Here is an 18,417-nt window from a genome sequence, read left to right on the forward strand (position 1 = left end):
AAGGGCAACACCGTACCGAAATGGTCAGGTGTTGCACTCAGTTTTTGCGGCCGCCCTGTTTCCCTTGGGGCGGTCCCAATTCTCGGTGTGAAGTTCATCCCCCAAGTACAGATCGATAACCGATACCTTCCTGCCTGCGCCACCCCCCGTGCCGCGATGTTTAACCAGGAGCTCCTCAGGGTCACAGTCAGGTATCTCGGCTTTCAGTGCTTTTAGAGCCAGCGGCTTGCGATGGGGTATTGGTTTGCCAAGTTTGCTCGCGGCATTCGTTATCAGATCGACGTACTGGTTGTATTTACTCAACGCGAGGGTAACGGCTTCCTGGCTCAGTTTGCCCCCGGCGTCACGAGTAATCAGGTTGTTCATGACTGCCCAGGTCATCACCGGGTCAGCCGAGGTCGCAGCAAACATTGTCTCCAGTTGAGGGGATAGCTCCGACAGCCGACTGAAACCGAGCAAGTGCTGGTAGCTCATGCTTCGAGAAATACCCGGGGCGACAGCTTCTGCAAAGTTCACGGATTGGGTGAAGACAACCCAGCCAGGGGTGCCGATCCGCAATTTCTCCGGCAGATCCAGGGCCAGATACTCCGGGGCCATCCCCCCCAGAATCAACTCGGCCACCAGCGGCGCGATCAGGGTGTCGAGCCCGAGTGTATCGACCAGATGCAGTTCCAGTTGCCGGCGCACCTCCATTGGCCGGTTCAACAAGTAACGCTTGGAGTACAAGTCAAAGCCTGCAAACGCGGTGTTGGCGATGTCGGCGTCAAGGTCAAGATCGAGCAACATCACAGCAACCATTAGTTGCTCTATGAACTGCTCTGACGGCTTGGGATCTTTGTCTTCGGCGAACCAGCCGAGTGCGTCGATATACGCTTGCCCATTGACCGAGGCTCCTACCGCGCTGTCGATCAGACGGGGCAGTCGGGCAGGTACCCGGTCTGGAGAACCGCTTTCGAGTACCACCGATCGACCGTACAGCGCAGCCAACGAAATCAAGCCTTCTGTTTCTTCTTCAGTGACCCGACGAATGATTGCGCGGTTTTCTGCCGTCAGCTTGAACGGTGAGTCTTCGGGGCAATCCAGCAACTGCCAGTAGTTCTCATACGGTGAGTTTTCGGGAAGGGTGGCGAAATTGAGTAAAACAATGAGTTCGGCTGCGCCTTCTTCAGTGGTGGGAAGTGGCAATCCGTGGAAGCGTAACCACTGACCGACTGTAATGTGTTTGCTTGACGTAACCATCCCGCCGGTCATCTTTGCGATGCTGGCCAAGAGGCTGAGGCTTTCATCGAAATCCGCGACACCGGAGAAATGCTGGGTGATGTCTACACCAGCAGAAAAGTAAGGGACGTTGACGTGAGTGTCCTCACTTTGGTGGCTGCTGAGATTTTCGTAGACGTAATAAATACGCGCATTTTCATCGACGTGAAAGGCCACTGGTTGTGGGAGGGATTCTTCGGAGCGGATCCTGACAAAGTCAGGGTGCCGGATAAGCCTCGTCAAACTAAAAGCCCCCGGACAATGAAGGTCATTCAGATCGGCGCCTGTTACGCGGGTGGCCGCCAAACGGCCCCAATCCCATCCTATTGCTTCTTTTACGTATTGATCACCACTAAAGTTGGAAATGGCTTCGATGATCAATTGTTTTTGATGTTGGTTATTGGATTGAAAGAGAGGGTTGTTTAAATCGCTCAAGTTGGAAGCTCCGTCTTCTGGTTGTGGTGTGGGGCGGGAGCCTAATTGAGTGTGCGGGGAATTGTTATCGCGCGTATATGTCTGTGTGTTTCATTCTATGGAAAGAGTTGGGGCGGTTAGTTGGTAAAAACCTAACTAACGTATTTTGAATTATGTAAGATCGAACGTCACTTAAAGCGTTAACCGCGATACTGCCCCGGTGTCGCCGCCAGGTGCTGTTTAAACGCCCGTTGAAAATGCGCCTGATCAGCAAACCCCGCTTCCAGCGCTACATCGGCAATCAACTTGCCACTGCGCAATTGGTCGCGGGCGAACTGGATACGCCGGTTGACCAGAAACGCATGGGGCGTCATGCAGTAATGCTGTTTGAAGGCGCGAATCAGGTACGACGGCGACAGTTGAGCCGCCTCACAAATGTCCTCAAGCTTGAGCAGCTGCGTGCAGTTGTCGCGGATGTAGTCAGCAGCGCGTTCCAGCTTGAAATTGGGTTCGCGCAGCGGTTGGTCAGCGGGGTTGAGCCGCTGTTCTACGTCAGTGAAAAACTCCACCGCCGCGCTGTGTTTGCACAGTACGTCCTGCAGGGGATCGACCAGTATTTCGTACAGACCTTTGAGGCCGGCAAACAAGTGGATATCGCGGGTATGGGTGGTGGAAAACCGCCGAAACGCCGAGCCCTGGCTGAATCCAAGCTGATGCTGCAAGTCGGTCAGCCAAGGGGTTTCGACGTACAGCATCAGGTACGACCATGGCTGGTCGTCGATCGGATTGCAGGCGTGAACGTCGTCGGGATTCATCAGCACCACGGTGCCGGTACTGACCTCAAACGCCGCTTGCTCATGCAAGTAGGTGCTGCACCCGGCAGTGATCGCACCGATGGAAAAGTGCTCGTGGGCATGCCGGGTGTAGCAGACGTCGCGACCGTCGGCGATGGAACGGGCCTCGATGAAGGGCAGGGCGTCATCACGCCAGAAGCGCGGGGCCTTGTCATCGTTTTTTGCGGCGGCGTGCTTCATCGTCAGCGTCCTCGGCAGGTCAGCCCTGGAGTGTATTAGCTCTCGCCGTCAAAGGCTCGTTGCAAGGCTGCGATGTCGAGTTTTTTCATCTGCATCATGGCTTGCATAGCGCGCTGGGACTTGGTCGTGTCCGGGTCTTTCAACATCTCCATGAACGGGATCGGGACGATTTGCCATGACAGCCCGTATTTGTCCTTGAGCCAGCCACACTGCTGAGCCTGCGGCACGCCACCGGCGGAAAGCGTGCCCCAGTAATGGTCGATTTCTTCCTGTGTCTGGCAGTTGACCTGAAAGGAAACCGCTTCATTGAACTTGAAATGGGGGCCGCCATTGAGGCCGGTAAAAGGTTGCCCGTCCAGCTCAAAGCTGACCGTCAGCACCAGGCCTTCAGGCATGCCGTGAACCTCTTGGCCAGCCTTGCCGTAATGAGTGGTGCCGGTGATTTTTGAATGATCGAAGATTGAACAGTAATACTTCGCCGCATCTTCGGCCTGAGTGTCGAACCAGAGACAGGGCGTGAGTTTTTGCACGCGTTGCATGGTGGTGCTCCTCTTCGGGTTACTCATGCTGGACTATCAGCGTAGTCAGCTTGTCGAAGATCAGTTGGACCGTAGATCGTTAACCTGATGAAAATAGAAGTCAAAATGACTAGATGCAAGGTCATATAGACTATTTTTCGGTGGGGTCGATATGACTTCATGTTTCTCAAGGTATTGATTTAAAAGGTTTAAATAGCTGGCACGAGACTTGATAATCCGAACGTACAACTGGCCCGATTCAGGAGTACGACAAAATGTTCGATTTTTTCGATAACCCTCTGACCGTTTTGAACCTGTCGAGCAAAGTGCTTGGCGCTGGCCTGGCCATGCTGTTTGCCGGTATCTATGGCGCCTACCTGTACGGCGGTCATTTGCCGATCGTGGTGTTGGTGTCGATGCATGCCATGACCATCATCGGGCCGACCTTACTCAAGATTGGCTACGTCATGCGCCTGTTGGCTCAGTATCGGTTGGGTAAAGGCCTGACCTATGCGGTGGCTTGAGATGAGAAAACTCGCCGCTGCACCGGTATTCAGCCTCGGATTTCGACCGTTCTTTTTCGCCGGCGCCGTGTTTGCGGCAGTCACGGTGGCGATCTGGGCGCTGTGGCTGTATGGCCGCTTGCCCGGTGCGCAACCGATGGGCGGCATGTTGAGCTGGCATCGGCACGAGATGCCGTTCGGGTTTGCCACGGCCATCATCGCCGGGTTTCTGTTGACGGCGGTGCCGAACTGGACCGGGCGTCCCGGCTTGAGCGGCTGGCCTTTGATCGGTCTGGTGCTGGTGTGGTTGCTGGCGCGATTGGCGTGGTTGCTGCCGATCCCTGCGCCCCTGTTGATTGCTCTGCAGGCACCTTTTCTGCCGTTGCTGGCGTGGATGTTGGGGCGAGATTTGGTGGCGGCCGGCAAGCGTGAGAACTATCCGATTTTGTTGGTGGTAGCCTTGATAGCCGGCTGCCAGGCGCTGACGCTATGGGGGATCGCCACTGATGACGTCGGGCTGCAGCGCCGCGGTGTGCTGGCGGCCCTGTGGCTGGTGGCAGCGCTGATGACGGTGATTGGCGGGCGGGTCATCCCGTTTTTCATTCAACGCGGCTTGAACCGTCCCGCCACGCCTGCGGCGCATTCGTTACCCACTAAAATCCTGCTGGTGAGTTCGTTGTTGGCGGCGCTGTCCTTCGCCAGTGGTTTCAACGATATCCCGAGGGTGTGGTTGGCAGCGTTGTTTTTGCTGATGGGCACTTTGCATTTGCTGCGTTTGTGGCGCTGGCATGATCGAGGCATTTGGCGGGTGCCGCTGCTGTGGTCGCTGTACCTGGCGTACGCCTGGCTGCTCATGGCCGCGCTGACGATGGCGCTGTGGCATGCGGGGTTGATGCCACAACAAAGTCTGGCCACCCATGCGCTGGCCGTGGGCGGCATCGGCGGGTTGATCCTGGCGATGATTGCCCGCGTCAGCCTTGGCCACACCGGGCGCCTGTTACAGCCGTCGAAAACCGTGGTGCTGGGCTTTGCCTTGCTGATCGTCGCTGGCGTCTGCCGGGTGTTGCTGGTTCCGTTTTCCGGGGTAGGGCTGGGACTTTCGGCGCTGCTGTGGTGCGCGGCGTTCGGCCTGTTCCTGACGCGCTACACGACGATCCTGTTCACGCCAAGGGTCTAGTGCCCCCAGGCCACCCTACGAAGCCATCACGTTGGTCTTCAAGGGGTGACCGGTGGTCGATGAACCGATCTCGCCCGGCATTTTGCGCTTAGCTGAAGGGATAACCCCAAGGCACGCGTAGGCAGTTGATTGTCACAGCGACGCCCTTCAGAACACCATGAGTCTGAGGTCAATCACAATGCTGACCCTCAACATCAATGGCAAGGATCAGGAGCTCGATGTCCCGGCGGACATGCCGCTGCTCTGGGTGCTACGCGATGTTGTGCACCTCACCGGCACCAAATTCGGCTGCGGCATGGCCCAGTGCGGCGCCTGCACCGTGCACGTCGACGGCGCGCCGTTGCGTTCCTGCATCACACCCGCTACAGCCGTGTCCCACGGACAGAAAATCCTCACCATCGAAGGCCTGTCCACCAACGGTTCGCACCCGGTGCAACAAGCCTGGGTCGAACTCGATGTGGTGCAGTGCGGTTACTGCCAGTCCGGGCAAATCATGTCCGCCGCCGCGTTGCTGGCGAAGATTCCCCAACCCACCGACAGCGACATCGATCAGGCGCTCTCCGGCAACATCTGCCGCTGCGGCACCTACCCAAGGATTCGCGCGGCGGTCAAACGTGCCGCCGAGATGGGTTGACGTTCAGGGAGTCTGAAACCATGAACAGCATCAACCCGTTGTCGCGCCGTGGTTTTCTCAAGGGCAGCGCCCTGTTGGGCAGTGGTCTGGTGGTGGCGTTTGTCATCCCCGGTGCCCATCGCTTTGCCTTGGGCGCGGAGAATCAAGGCAACATTTTTGCGCCCAATGCCTTCCTGCGGATCGGCAACGACAACAGCGTCACCGTGCTGCTCGGCCATTCGGAAATGGGCCAGGGCATCTGGACCGGCCTGACCATGTTGATCGCCGAAGAACTGGACGCTGACTGGTCGAAAATCCGCGTCGAACACTCACCGGCCTCGGCCGCTGAGTACGGGATGGCCGGTTTTGGCGGCATGCAGATCACCGGGGGCTCGACCTCGACCTGGATGGAGTTCGACCGCTACCGCCAGGCGGGTGCGGCAGCACGCCTGATGTTGGTCGAAGCGGCAGCCAAGCGGTTTGATGTTGCGCCTTCGCAGATTCGCACCGAATCAGGCGTGGTCATCGCGGGCGACCAGCGCGCCACCTATGGCGAGCTGGCTGATGACGCCGGCCAGCTGCCGGTGCCGGATCCGGCCTCGATCAAGTTCAAGGAGGCCAAGGACTGGAAGATCATCGGTAAACCCACCAAACGCCTGGACACGCCGGAGAAAATTACGGGCCAGGCCAAGTTCGGTATGGACGTGCAGTTCAACGGTTTGATGACCGCTATGGTTGCCCGGCCGCCCGTTTTCGGTGGTAGCGTCAAATCGTTCGAAGGCGCCGAAGCGCTGGCGGTGCCGGGCGTGCATAAAGTGGTGCAAGTGCCCACGGGCGTTGCGGTGATTGCCGATCATTTCTGGGCGGCAAAGCTGGGGCGCGATGCGCTGAAAGTCGATTGGGACTTGGGGCCGAACACCAGCCTGGACAGCCAGAAACTGCTGGAGAGTTTCCGCAAATTCGCCGCCACGCCAGGTATTTCGGCCAGTAAGGCGGGCGATGCAACTGCCGCACTGGGCAAAGCAACGAAGAAGATCAACGTCGAATACAGCGTGCCGTACCTGGCCCATGCGCCCATGGAACCGCTCAATTGCACGGTGAAAATCAGTAAGGACAAATGCGAGATCTGGACCGGCACCCAGTTTCAGACGCTGGATCAAATGATCGCCGGAAAAATTACCGGGCTAAAACCCGAACAGGTGGAGATTCATACTGAGTTTCTCGGCGGTGGTTTTGGTCGCCGGGCCAATCCGACTTCCGATTTTGTCGCTGAAGCGGTGCAGGTCGCCAAGGCAGCGGGTGCGCCGGTGAAAACCGTGTGGTCCCGTGAGGACGACATCCGCGGCGGTTACTACCGTTCGATGTTCCTGCATCAGGCCAATATCGGGCTGGATGCCGATGGTTTGCCGGTGGCCTGGAAGCATGTGCTGGTCGGGCAGTCGATTATGGCCGACACGATGCTGGAGGCGAGCATGGTCAAGGGTGGTGTCGACAAGACCTCGGTCGAAGGCGTCGCCGATAGCCCATACATCGAAGACCTGGCCAATCACCAGGTGGAACTGCACTCACCGAAAACCGGCATCGCCGTGTTGTGGTTTCGCTCGGACGGGCACACTCACACGGCATTCGTCATGGAGTCATTGATCGATGAAATGGCCGAGGCGGCCGGCAAGGATCCGGTGGAATACCGACGAATCTTGCTCAAGAACCACCCGCGCCACTTGGGCGTGCTCAATCTGGCGGTCGAGAAAGCCAACTGGGGCGCACCATTGCCCGACGGTCACGCGTTGGGCGTGGCGGTACACGAGTCGTTCGGCAGCTATGTGGCGCAGGTCGCTGAAGTGTCCCAGGACAATCTGAAAATCCGCGTGCACCGGGTGGTGTGCGCCGTGGATTGCGGAATTGCGGTCAACCCGCAGAGCATCGTCGCGCAGATGGAATCGTGCATCACCTTCGGCCTCAGCTTCGCTTTGCACAGCAAACTGACCATAAGGGGCGGGCAGGTGGTGCAGTCCAATTTCCACGATTATCAGGTGCTGCGGTTGAACGAAATGCCGGTGGTCGAAGTGCATATCCTGCCGAGCAGCGACAAGCCCGGCGGCATTGGCGAGACCGGTGTTCCGCCTACTGCGCCGGCGGTCGCCAACGCCGTGTTCGCCCTGACCGGGCAGCGCTTGCGTGAGCTACCGCTGCAACTGTCGGGGGTGTGACATGAAACGACATCTGATGCTGGGCGCGGTGCTGTTGATCGGCCTGGCAGGCTACGCCGAGGACCTGTTTGCTGACGACAAGGAAGCGATAAAAGCCTTCGAAACGGTGCAGAAGGTGTTTCAAAGCCCGCGTTGCCAGAACTGCCATATTCCGGGCGATTCGCCGCTGCAATTCGACGCCGGAATTCCTCATGCCATGAACGTGGTGCGCGGGATGGATGGCAAGGGCGCGGCCGGGTCGCCGTGCGTGACGTGTCACGCCGAGTCCAATCCGCCGGCCAGTTACGGGCCACATACGCCACCGGGAGCGCCGCACTGGAGCTTGCCACCCGCGGCGCACAAAATGGCCTGGATCGGTCTGCCAGCCGACCAGTTATGCACGATGATCAAGGACCGCTCCAGCAATGGCGACCGTGATTTCGCCGCCCTGATCAAGCATGTCAGCGACGACAAGTTGGTGCTGTGGGGCTGGAATCCCGGAGAGGGCAGGGCGCCGGTGCCGGTGCCTCACGACGTCTTCGTCACGCAATTCAAGCTGTGGGCGGAGGCGGGAGGGCCCTGTCCGCTGGTGGGCAGTTGACCGGCGGTCCGTTAACGCGGAGTCAATGCGGGTATGACCGACTCTAAAGATCATGTCCGTTGAGGGAGTGAGTCATGCTAATCCCAGGCAAGCCGGTCAAACCAGGTGCTGGGGCCGTTCCTTTACGATCCCCGCAGGAAGAGCGCGAATGGCTGCGTGACCTGGCGCGCAAGGCCGAGCACGAACTGTTGGGCGTGCAGATGGCGAGCATGGACGAGTTGACCCTGCTTCCCAACCGTCACGGGTTCGCCACGCTGGCCGAACAAGGCCTGGACGCCTGTCAGCGGCTGGAGATACCGGCCACGTTATTGTTGTTCAATCTCGATGATTTCAAACGCACGCACTACCTGTATGGCCGGGCAGCGAGCGACAAAGCGCTGAAAGTCTTCGCTGACGTGCTGCGCATCGCCTTTCGCGAAAACGATGTCATTGGCCGACTGGGCAGCGATAAATTTGTCGCGCTGTTTACAGGTTCAGGTCCGGTCGAACTCGCCGCGATCAAGGCCCGGCTCGAAGAAATACTTGCCGAGCGCAATACCGCGGCCCATCGCGCGAACGACCTGCGTTTCAGTCTCGGCCAGATCGAATATGACCCCCTGAGTCACGGCTCGATCGAAGGGCTGCTGGCCGAGGCGGACGCGTTCACTTGGCAAACAACTGACTGATGTCTTTAAAGGCTTTGAATTCCAGTGCATTGCCGCACGGATCGAACAGGAACATCGTCGCTTGCTCGCCCACCAGCCCCTGAAAGCGTATGCCCGGTTCGATCACGAACGACGTGCCGAGGGCGGTCAGGCGCTGCGCCAGGGCCTCCCACTCACTCATGCTCAAGACCACGCCGAAATGCGGAACAGGCACGTTATGGCCGTCTACGGCATTGGTGTGCGCTGCTTCTTGGGAGGCATTTTTCGGCGCCAGGTGAATCACCAGCTGATGGCCGAAAAAATTGAAATCGACCCAGTGGTCGCTGGAGCGACCTTCTTCCAGACCGAACACTTCACGGTAAAAATACCGGGCGGCGGGCAGGTCGTACACTGGAATGGCCAGATGGAAAGGGCTGAGTGGCATGAGCAGGAACCTATCGGAAAAGAAAGTCAGAGCTTAGTCAAGTAGCAGAGTTTTGTTCGCAAGAGGTGACTTTTCCAAGCGGGAATTTGGCATTAATAAGGTTGCGCGATTAGAAATAGTTTTTTATAGCCATTCAATGATGTTTGCTGTCAGAAGTGACAGTTGTGAACTTGATGTTCATTCTGGAGAATTGTCTAAGGCAGACAAGTCAATAGCTGCGACTTGAAAACTGCCTAATAAGTTAAGGCGCGATGAGGTCATCGTGGTGTTCTGATCATATGGTCGGAGTCTGTCGTATATGGTTTGCACATTGTTCTGCTTCTTGACTATCAATCGTTTGGTACTTAGATGTGCAGAGGAGAAGATTATGCAAGCCATAAAAAAATCCGCATTGATCATCATTGGTTTTGGTTTTTTGCATCTGTCAGGTCAAGCTCAGGCGGATATTTGTGATGATGCATGGGCAAAAAATCCTAATTTGAGTAAATGCACGCTTAATGTAACGCCAATCACGCATATACCCCCTACGGATGGAATGCGCCCATTTCCAACCTGTGAGCTAAATGTAACGTGCCTGTCAGGCGGTACACATCCAGAAGATCCCAATAGCTTTCATACGAGGGAGATCAATAATACTAAGTCTGGGGTGTTTCGAATTTATCAGCCGGACGTGAAAAACCTTGCAAACTGCAGTGGTAAGTTAACTTATCCTCCATGTTAGAAGTGCTATAAATACTCCATTAAGCAGTGGGGGGCAGGCACAAAAAAACCGCCTGAACAGGCGGTTTTTTTCGGGTCAGCGCAAGATTACTCTTCCAGACTACCCATCGCAGTGGTGTTGAAACCACCGTCTACGTACATGATTTCGCCGCTGATGCCGGACGCCAGGTCCGAGCACAGGAAGGCGCCGGCGTTGCCGACTTCGTCGATGGTGACGTTGCGACGCAGCGGGGTTTGCGCTTCGTTGGCGGCCAGCATCTTGCGGAAGTTCTTGATGCCGGAAGCGGCGAGGGTGCGAATCGGGCCAGCCGATACGCAGTTGACGCGGGTGCCGTCCGGGCCCAGGGAGCCGGCCAGGTAACGCACGCCAGCTTCCAGCGAAGCCTTGGCCATGCCCATCACGTTGTAGTTTGGCATGGTGCGCTCGGCGCCCAGGTACGACAGGGTCAGCAGGCTGCCGTTGCGGCCTTTCATCATTTCGCGACCGGCTTTGGCCAGGGCCACGAAGCTGTAGGCGCTGATGTCATGAGCGATGCGGAAACCTTCACGGGTGGTGGCTTCGGTGAAGTCGCCGTCCAGTTGGTCGCCCGGGGCGAAGCCGACGGAGTGCACGATGCAATCCAGGCCATCCCACTTCTTGCCCAGCTCAACGAAGACCTTGGCGATTTCTTCATCGCTGGCCACGTCGCACGGGAAGCACAGGTCAGGGTTGGAACCCCAGCTCTGGGCGAACTCTTCGACACGACCCTTGAGTTTGTCGTTCTGATAAGTGAAGGCAAGCTCAGCGCCCTCGCGATGCATGGCGGCAGCGATGCCGGATGCGATGGACAGCTTGCTGGCGACACCGACGATCAGTACGCGCTTACCGGCGAGAAAACCCATGTGTTGCTCCTCTCTTTCAGGTTATTACGCAGTGGCTGGTGCCAGGAAAGCGGCTTCCAGCAACTGCTGTGTATACGGATGTTTGGGGGCGGCAAAGATACTTTGCGCGTCTCCCTGTTCGACCACTTGGCCCTGCTTGACCACCATCAGCTGGTGGCTCAACGCTTTGACGACAGCCAGGTCATGGCTGATAAACAAATACGTCAGGTTGTACTTGGTTTGCAGTGACCGCAGCAGCTCCACCACTTGGCGTTGTACGGTGCGGTCGAGGGCCGACGTCGGCTCGTCCAGCAAAATCAACGCCGGTTTTAACACTAATGCCCGGGCAATGGCGATTCTCTGCCGTTGCCCGCCGGAAAATTCGTGGGGGTAGCGGTGCCGGGTTTCCGGGTCCAGACCTACCTCCTTGAGTGCCGCAATAATCGCTTGTTCCTGTTCCGCTTCGGTGCCCATTTTGTGGATCCGCAGGCCTTCGCCAACGATCTGGCTCACGCACATCCGTGGGCTCAGGCTGCCAAACGGGTCCTGAAACACCACCTGCATCTCCCGCCGCAATGGCCGAACCTCGTTCTGCGTCAGGCAGTCTAGCTGCTTGCCTTCAAAACGGATTGCGCCCTTGCTGCCGATCAGCCGCAAAATCGCCAGGCCGAGCGTCGATTTGCCGGAGCCGCTTTCACCCACAATCCCCAGGGTCTGCCCCTGCGGCAGGCTGAAATTGATCCCGTCCACTGCTTTGATGTGGTCAACGGTCTTTTTCAGCAGGCCTTTCTTGATCGGGAACCAGACTTTCAGGTCTTCGACTTGCAGCAATGGCGGTCCGATAACATTGGTCGCCGGCTTGCCGCTGGGCTCCGCTGCCAGCAATTCCCGAGTGTACGGATGCTGCGGCGCGCGGAACAACTCTTCGCACGATGCCTGTTCGACGATGCAACCACGCTGCATGACACATACGCGATGCGCAATTCTTCGCACTAGGTTCAAATCGTGGCTGATCAGCAGCAGCGCCATGCCCAACCGGGCCTGTAATTCCTTGAGCAATTCGAGGATTTTCAGCTGAACGGTCACGTCCAGCGCCGTGGTCGGTTCGTCGGCGATCAGCAATTCCGGCTCATTGGCCAGGGCCATGGCGATCATTACCCGCTGACGCTGGCCGCCAGACAATTCGTGGGGCAGGGCTTTCAGGCGTTTTTCCGGCTCGGGAATGCCGACCATTTCCAGCAGTTCCAACGTGCGTTTGGTCGCCACTTTGCCGATAAGGCCTTTGTGAATGCCCAGCACTTCGTTGATCTGCTTTTCGATGGAGTGCAGCGGGTTGAGCGAGGTCATCGGCTCCTGGAAGATCATCGCGATCCGGTTACCGCGGATGTGGCGGATGGACCTCTCTCCCATGTCCAGCAGGTTTTTCCCCGCGTACTCAATGGTGCCGGACGGATGCCGTGCGATCGGGTAGGGCAGCAGGCGCAGGATCGAGTGGGCTGTAACCGACTTGCCCGAGCCGCTTTCACCGACCAACGCCAGGGTTTCGCCACGGCGGATATCAAAGCTCACGCCCTCGACCACCCGTTGCACGCGCTCGCCAACGCCAAACTCGACGGACAGGTCGCGCACTTCGATCAGATTGTCCTGATTCATTTCACTTCCTCGGGTCGAAGGCATCGCGAGCGGACTCGCCGATAAACACCAGCAAACTCAACATGATCGCCAGCACCGCAAACGCGCTGATGCCGAGCCATGGGGCTTGCAGGTTGGATTTACCCTGGGCCACCAATTCACCCAGCGACGGCGCGCCGGGTGGCAAGCCGAAACCGAGGAAATCCAGTGCGGTCAGGGTGCCGATGGCGCCGGTCAGGATGAACGGCATGAACGTCATGGTCGAGACCATGGCGTTGGGCAGGATGTGGCGGAACATGATCGCACCGTTCTGCATCCCAAGCGCCCGCGCCGCACGCACATACTCAAGGTTGCGGCCACGCAGGAACTCGGCGCGCACCACGTCCACCAGGCTCATCCACGAAAACAGCAGCATGATCCCCAGCAACCACCAGAAGTTTGGTTGCACGAAGCTGGCCAGGATGATCAGCAGGTACAGCACCGGCAAGCCGGACCAGATTTCCAGGAAACGCTGCCCGGCCAGGTCCACCCAGCCGCCATAAAAACCCTGCAAGGCCCCGGCAATCACGCCGATGATCGAGCTGAGAATGGTCAGGGTCAGGGCAAACAGCACCGAGATCCGGAAGCCGTAAATCACCCGCGCCAGCACGTCGCGCCCCTGATCGTCAGTGCCGAGCAGGTTTTCCGTCGACGGTGGCGCCGGGGCCGGGACTTTCAGGTCGTAGTTGATGCTCTGATAGCTGTAGGGAATCGGCGCCCACAGCACCCAGGCGTCTTTGGCCTTGAGCAGTTCGCGGATGTACGGGCTCTTGTAATTGGCTTCCAGCGGGAATTCGCCGCCGAAAGTGGTTTCCGGGTAGCGCTTGAGAGCAGGGAAGTACCAGCTGTTGTCGTAATGCACCACCAGCGGTTTGTCGTTGGCGATCAGTTCGGCGCCAAGGCTCAGGCCGAACAACAGCAGAAACAGCCACAGCGACCACCAGCCACGTTTGTTGGCCTTGAACAGTTCAAATCGGCGTCGATTGAGCGGGGACAGGTTCATCTCAATGCTCCCGGCTTTCGAAGTCGATGCGCGGATCGACAAAGGTGTAGGTGAGGTCGCCGATCAGTTTCACCACCAGGCCCAGCAAGGTGAAGATAAACAGCGTGCCAAACACCACCGGGTAATCGCGGTTGATCGCGGATTCAAAGCTCATCAAGCCGAGGCCGTCGAGGGAGAAAATTACTTCCACCAGCAACGATCCGGTAAAGAAGATCCCGATGAACGCTGACGGAAACCCGGCGATCACCAGCAACATGGCGTTGCGGAACACGTGGCCGTAAAGCACACGATGACGGGTCAGGCCCTTGGCCTTGGCGGTGACCACGTACTGTTTGTTGATTTCATCGAGGAAGCTGTTTTTGGTCAGCAGGGTCATGGTCGCGAAGTTGCCGATCACCAGCGCCGTCACCGGCAAGGCCAGGTGCCAGAAGTAATCGAGGATTTTGCCGCCCATGCTCAACTCATCGAAATTATTCGACGTCAGCCCGCGCAACGGGAACCAGTCAAAATAGCTGCCGCCGGCGAACACCACGATCAGCAGGATCGCAAACAGGAACGCCGGGATCGCGTAGCCGACGATGATCGCCGAACTGGTCCAGACATCGAAGTGGCTGCCGTGTCGCGTGGCCTTGGCGATCCCCAGCGGGATCGACACCAGGTACATGATCAGCGTGCTCCACAACCCGAGGGAGATCGACACCGGCATCTTTTCCTTGATCAGGTCGATGACCTTGGCATCGCGAAAGAAGCTGTCGCCGAAATCCAGAGACGCATAGTTCTTCACCATGATCCACAAGCGTTCCGGTGCCGACTTGTCGAAGCCGTACATGTGCTCGATTTCCTTGACCAGCGCCGGGTCCAGGCCTTGGGCGCCGCGATAGGCGGAGCCGGCCACCGACACTTCGGCACCACCACCGGCGATGCGGCTGGTGGCGCCTTCGAAGCCTTCGAGCTTGGCGATCATTTGCTCTACCGGGCCGCCGGGAGCGGCCTGGATGATCACGAAGTTGATCAGCAAAATGCCGAACAAGGTCGGAATGATCAGTAGCAGTCGCCGAAAAATATACGCCAGCATCTGATTACTCCGTGGCCGCAGGGGAGGCTTGCAGTATGGTTTCGACTTCTATCGCAGGTTTCGCGTCTGGCTTGATCCACCACGTGTTTGTGCCGATGTCGTACAGGGGTGAGATTTTCGGATGGCCGATGTGGTTCCAGTACGCCACGCGCCAGGTCTTGATGTGCCAGTTGGGGATCACGTAATAACCCCATTGCAGCACGCGGTCCAGTGCACGGGCATGCGCCACCAGGCTTTTGCGCGAATCGGCGTTGATCAGTTGCTCGACCAGTTGGTCTACTACCGGGTCTTTCAGGCCCATGGAATTGCGGCTGCCGGGTTTGTCGGCGGCGGCCGACATCCAGAATTCGCGCTGTTCGTTGCCAGGGGAACTGGACTGCGGGAAGCTGCCGACGATCATGTCGAAATCCCGTGAGCGCACGCGGTTGATGTACTGCGAGACGTCGACCCGGCGGATCACCAGGTCGATCCCCAAGTCGCTGAGGTTGCGCTTGAACGGCAGGAGTACCCGCTCGAATTCGGTCTGGGCCAACAGAAACTCGATGGTCACCGGTTTGCCGGTGGCATCGACCATTTTGTCATCGACGATCCGCCAGCCGGCCTCTTGCAGCAGTTGATAGGCTTTACGCTGGTGGTCGCGAATCATGCCGCTGGCGTCGGTCACCGGGTTCTGGAACGCCTCGCTGAACACCTGCTCAGGGATCTTGCCGCGGAACGGATCGAGGATCGCCAGTTGATCGGCATCCGGCAGGCCGGTAGCGGCCATTTCCGAGTTCTCGAAATAGCTGCGGGTGCGCGCGTAGGCGCTGTTGAACAGTTGCTTGTTGGTCCATTCAAAGTCCAGCAGCAACGTCAGGGCCTCACGCACCCGCACGTCCTGGAACAACGGGCGACGCAGGTTGAACACAAAACCCTGCATGCCGGTGGTGTTGCCGTTGGGGATCTGTTCCTTGATCAAGCGGCCTTCGGTGACGGCTGGGACGTTGTAAGCGTTTGCCCAGTTCTTCGCGGTCATCTCCAGCCAGTAATCGAACTGCCCGGCCTTGAACGCTTCGAGCGCCACGGTGTTGTCGCGGTAGTAATCGGTGGTCATCACGTCGAAGTTGTAGAACCCGCGATTGACCGGCAAGTCCTTGCCCCAGTAATCCTTGACCCGCTCATAGCGAATCGAACGCCCGGCCTTCACTTGACTGACTTTGTATGGGCCACTGCCCAGCGGCATCTCCAGGTTGCCTTTGTTGAAATCGCGGTTGGCCCACCAATGCTTGGGCAACACCGGCAACTGGCCGAGGATCAGCGGCAACTCACGGTTGTTGGAGTGCTTGAACTTGAACAGCACGGTCAGCGGGTCCTCGGCGACCGCTTCCTCGACGTCGTTGTAGTAACCGCGATAGAGCGGCGCGCCGTCCTTGGTCAGCATCTGGAAGCTGAACACCACGTCTTCAGCGCGGATCGGATGGCCATCATGGAAACGCGCTTCAGGGCGCAAGTAGAAACGCACCCAGCTGTTGTCCGGGGCTTTCTCGATCTGGCCGGCCACCAGGCCATATTCGGTGAACGGCTCGTCCAGTCCTTGTCTGGCGAGAGTGTCGTAAATTATGCCTATGTCGTCGGCCGGAACGCCCTTGCTGATAAACGGATTGAGGCTGTCGAAGCCACCGAAACCGGCCTGACGAAAGATCCCGCCCTTGGGCGAATCCGGGTTCACATAGTCGAAATGTTTAAAGTCCGCCGGGTACTTTGGCGGTTCGTTGTAGAGGGTCAGAGCGTGTTGCGGGGCGGCACAGGCCAGCCCGGCGAACAGCAGACCGCTGGCCTGCAACAGCAGGACGCGTACGGGTTTCATCGATCTTTCTCCGAAGACTTCAGCCACCACGCGCTCAGGCCCAGGGTGTAGGGCGGCGTGGTGACAAAGGCGAACCGGTTGCGGTAGGCCAGGCGGTGATAATTGAGGTACCAGTTCGGAATGCTGTAGTGCTGCCACAGCAACACGCGGTCGAGGGCTTTGCCGGCGGCGACTTGTTCGTCGCGGCTCTGGGCGGATAGCAGTTGTTCTAGTAAATGATCGACCACCGGGTTGGCGATACCGGCGTAGTTTTTACTGCCCTTGATCCCGACCTGGCTGGAATGGAAATACTGCCACTGCTCCAGTCCCGGGCTGAGGGTCTGGTTGAGGGTCATCAAAATCATGTCGAAGTCGAACTGATCGAGGCGCTGTTTGTACTGGGCGCGGTCGACGGTGCGCAGCCGCGCGTCGATACCAATGCTGGCGAGGTTCTCGACGTAGGGTTGGAGGATGCGTTCCAGGTTCGGGTTGACCAGCAGGATCTCGAATCGCAGCGGTTGGCCGACAGCGTTCTGTACGCGTTGGCCATTGAGCTTCCAGCCGGCCTCGGCAAGCAGTCCAAGGGCCTTTCGCAGGGTTTCCCTTGGAATGCCGCGGCCGTCGGTTTGCGGCAGGCTGAACGGCTCGGTGAAGAGTTTGGCGGGCAACTGTTCGCGATACGGCTTGAGCATCAGCCATTCATGACCGACCGGCAGGCTGGTGGCCGAGAATTCGCTGTTGGGGTAGTAACTCAGGGTGCGCTTGTAGGCGCCGCTGAACAGCGTGCGGTTGGTCCACTCGAAGTCGAACATCAGCCCCAGGGCTTCGCGGACTTTGGTCTCGGCGAAGGTCGGGCGCCGGGTGTTCATGAACAGGCCCTGGCTTTGGGTCGGGATTTGATGCGGGATCTGCGCTTTGATCACGTCGCCGCGACGGGCCGCCGGGAAGTTGTAGCCGTTGTCCCAGTTCTTGGCTTGATGCTCGATGTAAACGTCGAACTCGCCGGCCTTGAACGCCTCGAAGGCGACATCGCTGTCACGGTAAAACTCGACCTCCATGCGATCAACGTTGTACTTGCCGCGATTGACCGGCAGATCCTTGCCCCAGTAGTCCTTGACCCGCTCAAAAACAACCTGCCGCCCGGGCGTCACTGAGGTGATGCGATACGGCCCGCTGCCCAAGGGTGGCTCGAAGGTGGTTGCCTTGAAATCGCGACCTTTCCAGTACCGCGCAGACATGACCGGCAATTCGCCCAGGCGCAGGATCAATAACGGGTTGCCGGTGCGCTTGAAGATGAAACGAACTCGGTGCGGGTTGAGAATATCGACCCGCGCTACTTCCTGAAGATTGGTCCGGTACTGCGGATGACCTACCTTGAGCAACAGGCGGTAGGAGAACGCGACGTCCTTCGCAGTAATCGGCGAACCATCGTGGAACCGCGCTTCGGGGCGCAGGTTGAACACCACCCAACTGCGGTCCTCACTGTATTCCACCGACTGGGCGATCAGACCATAACTGGAGGTCGGCTCGTCGCCGGACGGCGCGTACAGGCCGGTGCCGACCATCAGCGGCTCGTTCAGCTCATTGATCCCGTATTGCAGGAAATTCGGCGTCGAGACCGGGCTTGAGCCCTTGAAGGTATAAGGATTGAGCGTATCGAAGGTGCCAAACGCCATCACCCGCAAGGTACCGCCCTTGGGCGCTTGCGGGTTGACCCAGTCGAAGTGGGTAAATCGGGCCGGGTACTTGAGCGTGCCGAACTGCGCATAACCGTGGCTTTCGCTGATCGTCGCGCTTGCGGGAGAGCTCAAGGCCAGGCTGATCAGGAGCAGAAGGAGGGGACGCTTCAAGTCAGAGATCCGATCCAGGCGGCTTGGGCTTTGTGGTC

At 58.4% G+C, this 18,417-nt stretch carries 17 protein-coding genes; 7 read left to right on the plus strand and 10 right to left on the minus strand.

The window, feature by feature from the left end; genetic code table 11:
• Positions 1-24: 24 nt before the first annotated feature.
• From ACA048_RS12875 to ACA048_RS12885, 3 genes are all read right to left on the minus strand, one after another.
• A complete protein-coding gene (locus tag ACA048_RS12875; RefSeq protein WP_497629448.1) occupies positions 25-1,692 on the minus strand; it encodes a hypothetical protein in 1,668 nt (555 codons plus the stop codon).
• Between the two features lie 179 nt (positions 1,693-1,871).
• On the minus strand, positions 1,872-2,705 hold the full coding sequence (locus ACA048_RS12880) for an AraC family ligand binding domain-containing protein (RefSeq protein WP_497629449.1): 834 nt from the start codon (positions 2,703-2,705) through the stop codon (positions 1,872-1,874).
• A 35-nt stretch (positions 2,706-2,740) separates the two neighbouring features.
• Positions 2,741-3,244: a VOC family protein gene (locus ACA048_RS12885; RefSeq protein ID WP_497629450.1), complete on the minus strand. Its 504-nt coding sequence runs from the start codon at positions 3,242-3,244 to the stop codon at positions 2,741-2,743.
• Between the two features lie 254 nt (positions 3,245-3,498).
• Between ACA048_RS12885 and ACA048_RS12890 the strand changes: the two genes are divergently transcribed.
• The 6 genes from ACA048_RS12890 (at position 3,499) to ACA048_RS12915 (ending at position 8,971) form a co-directional block, all read left to right on the plus strand.
• Positions 3,499-3,747, plus strand: a complete 249-nt coding sequence (locus ACA048_RS12890) for a transmembrane sensor/regulator PpyR (RefSeq protein ID WP_497629451.1) — start codon at positions 3,499-3,501, stop codon at positions 3,745-3,747.
• A 1-nt stretch (position 3,748) separates the two neighbouring features.
• Complete coding sequence (locus ACA048_RS12895) at positions 3,749-4,903, plus strand: NnrS family protein (protein WP_497629452.1); 1,155 nt, start codon at positions 3,749-3,751, stop codon at positions 4,901-4,903.
• A gap of 178 nt (positions 4,904-5,081) precedes the next feature.
• The gene (locus ACA048_RS12900; RefSeq protein ID WP_497629453.1) at positions 5,082-5,537 is read left to right on the plus strand and encodes a (2Fe-2S)-binding protein; all 456 of its coding nucleotides are present in this window, start codon (positions 5,082-5,084) and stop codon (positions 5,535-5,537) included.
• Between the two features lie 20 nt (positions 5,538-5,557).
• Complete coding sequence (locus ACA048_RS12905; RefSeq protein WP_497629454.1) at positions 5,558-7,726, plus strand: xanthine dehydrogenase family protein molybdopterin-binding subunit; 2,169 nt, start codon at positions 5,558-5,560, stop codon at positions 7,724-7,726.
• Between the two features lies 1 nt (position 7,727).
• Positions 7,728-8,306, plus strand: a complete 579-nt coding sequence (locus tag ACA048_RS12910) for a hypothetical protein (protein WP_497629455.1) — start codon at positions 7,728-7,730, stop codon at positions 8,304-8,306.
• Between the two features lie 74 nt (positions 8,307-8,380).
• Entirely contained in the window at positions 8,381-8,971 is a 591-nt protein-coding gene (locus tag ACA048_RS12915) for a GGDEF domain-containing protein (RefSeq protein WP_497629456.1), read from the plus strand.
• Here ACA048_RS12915 and ACA048_RS12920 read toward each other — a convergent pair.
• Complete coding sequence (locus tag ACA048_RS12920; RefSeq protein WP_497629457.1) at positions 8,949-9,374, minus strand: VOC family protein; 426 nt, start codon at positions 9,372-9,374, stop codon at positions 8,949-8,951. The genes ACA048_RS12915 and ACA048_RS12920 overlap by 23 nt on opposite strands.
• Before the next feature lie 367 nt (positions 9,375-9,741).
• Between ACA048_RS12920 and ACA048_RS12925 the strand changes: the two genes are divergently transcribed.
• Complete coding sequence (locus tag ACA048_RS12925; RefSeq protein ID WP_497629458.1) at positions 9,742-10,095, plus strand: hypothetical protein; 354 nt, start codon at positions 9,742-9,744, stop codon at positions 10,093-10,095.
• An 86-nt stretch (positions 10,096-10,181) separates the two neighbouring features.
• Here the strand turns inward: ACA048_RS12925 and fabI are convergent, their stop codons facing one another.
• The 6 genes from fabI to ACA048_RS12955 are packed head-to-tail and all read right to left on the minus strand — an operon-like array spanning position 10,182 to position 18,379.
• A complete protein-coding gene (fabI, locus tag ACA048_RS12930) occupies positions 10,182-10,976 on the minus strand; it encodes an enoyl-ACP reductase FabI (protein ID WP_008152082.1) in 795 nt (264 codons plus the stop codon).
• Positions 10,977-11,000: 24 nt separating this feature from the next.
• A complete protein-coding gene (locus ACA048_RS12935; protein ID WP_497629459.1) occupies positions 11,001-12,608 on the minus strand; it encodes an ABC transporter ATP-binding protein in 1,608 nt (535 codons plus the stop codon).
• Between the two features lies 1 nt (position 12,609).
• Positions 12,610-13,629, minus strand: a complete 1,020-nt coding sequence (locus ACA048_RS12940) for an ABC transporter permease (protein ID WP_497629460.1) — start codon at positions 13,627-13,629, stop codon at positions 12,610-12,612.
• Between the two features lies 1 nt (position 13,630).
• Entirely contained in the window at positions 13,631-14,704 is a 1,074-nt protein-coding gene (locus tag ACA048_RS12945; protein ID WP_497629461.1) for a microcin C ABC transporter permease YejB, read from the minus strand.
• 4 nt (positions 14,705-14,708) lie between these two features.
• Entirely contained in the window at positions 14,709-16,550 is a 1,842-nt protein-coding gene (locus ACA048_RS12950; protein ID WP_497629462.1) for an extracellular solute-binding protein, read from the minus strand.
• A complete protein-coding gene (locus tag ACA048_RS12955; protein WP_497629463.1) occupies positions 16,547-18,379 on the minus strand; it encodes an extracellular solute-binding protein in 1,833 nt (610 codons plus the stop codon). Before ACA048_RS12955 ends, ACA048_RS12950 begins: the two co-directional genes overlap by 4 nt.
• Between the last annotated feature and the right edge of the window lie 38 nt (positions 18,380-18,417).

Source organism: Pseudomonas sp. LBUM1659 (assembly GCF_059716045.1).

Excerpts from the sequence above, each read along its gene's own strand:
- ACA048_RS12880 (WP_497629449.1), bottom strand. The coding sequence starts at position 2,705 with ATGAAGCACGCCGCCGCAAAAAACGATGACAAGGCCCCGCGCTTCTGG.
- ACA048_RS12885 (WP_497629450.1), bottom strand. The coding sequence starts at position 3,244 with ATGCAACGCGTGCAAAAACTCACGCCCTGTCTCTGGTTCGACACTCAG.
- ACA048_RS12890 (WP_497629451.1), top strand. The coding sequence starts at position 3,499 with ATGTTCGATTTTTTCGATAACCCTCTGACCGTTTTGAACCTGTCGAGC.
- ACA048_RS12895 (WP_497629452.1), top strand. The coding sequence starts at position 3,749 with ATGAGAAAACTCGCCGCTGCACCGGTATTCAGCCTCGGATTTCGACCG.
- ACA048_RS12900 (WP_497629453.1), top strand. The coding sequence starts at position 5,082 with ATGCTGACCCTCAACATCAATGGCAAGGATCAGGAGCTCGATGTCCCG.
- ACA048_RS12905 (WP_497629454.1), top strand. The coding sequence starts at position 5,558 with ATGAACAGCATCAACCCGTTGTCGCGCCGTGGTTTTCTCAAGGGCAGC.
- ACA048_RS12910 (WP_497629455.1), top strand. The coding sequence starts at position 7,728 with ATGAAACGACATCTGATGCTGGGCGCGGTGCTGTTGATCGGCCTGGCA.
- ACA048_RS12915 (WP_497629456.1), top strand. The coding sequence starts at position 8,381 with ATGCTAATCCCAGGCAAGCCGGTCAAACCAGGTGCTGGGGCCGTTCCT.
- ACA048_RS12920 (WP_497629457.1), bottom strand. The coding sequence starts at position 9,374 with ATGCCACTCAGCCCTTTCCATCTGGCCATTCCAGTGTACGACCTGCCC.
- ACA048_RS12925 (WP_497629458.1), top strand. The coding sequence starts at position 9,742 with ATGCAAGCCATAAAAAAATCCGCATTGATCATCATTGGTTTTGGTTTT.
- fabI (WP_008152082.1), bottom strand. The coding sequence starts at position 10,976 with ATGGGTTTTCTCGCCGGTAAGCGCGTACTGATCGTCGGTGTCGCCAGC.
- ACA048_RS12935 (WP_497629459.1), bottom strand. The coding sequence starts at position 12,608 with ATGAATCAGGACAATCTGATCGAAGTGCGCGACCTGTCCGTCGAGTTT.
- ACA048_RS12940 (WP_497629460.1), bottom strand. The coding sequence starts at position 13,629 with ATGAACCTGTCCCCGCTCAATCGACGCCGATTTGAACTGTTCAAGGCC.
- ACA048_RS12945 (WP_497629461.1), bottom strand. The coding sequence starts at position 14,704 with ATGCTGGCGTATATTTTTCGGCGACTGCTACTGATCATTCCGACCTTG.
- ACA048_RS12950 (WP_497629462.1), bottom strand. The coding sequence starts at position 16,550 with ATGAAACCCGTACGCGTCCTGCTGTTGCAGGCCAGCGGTCTGCTGTTC.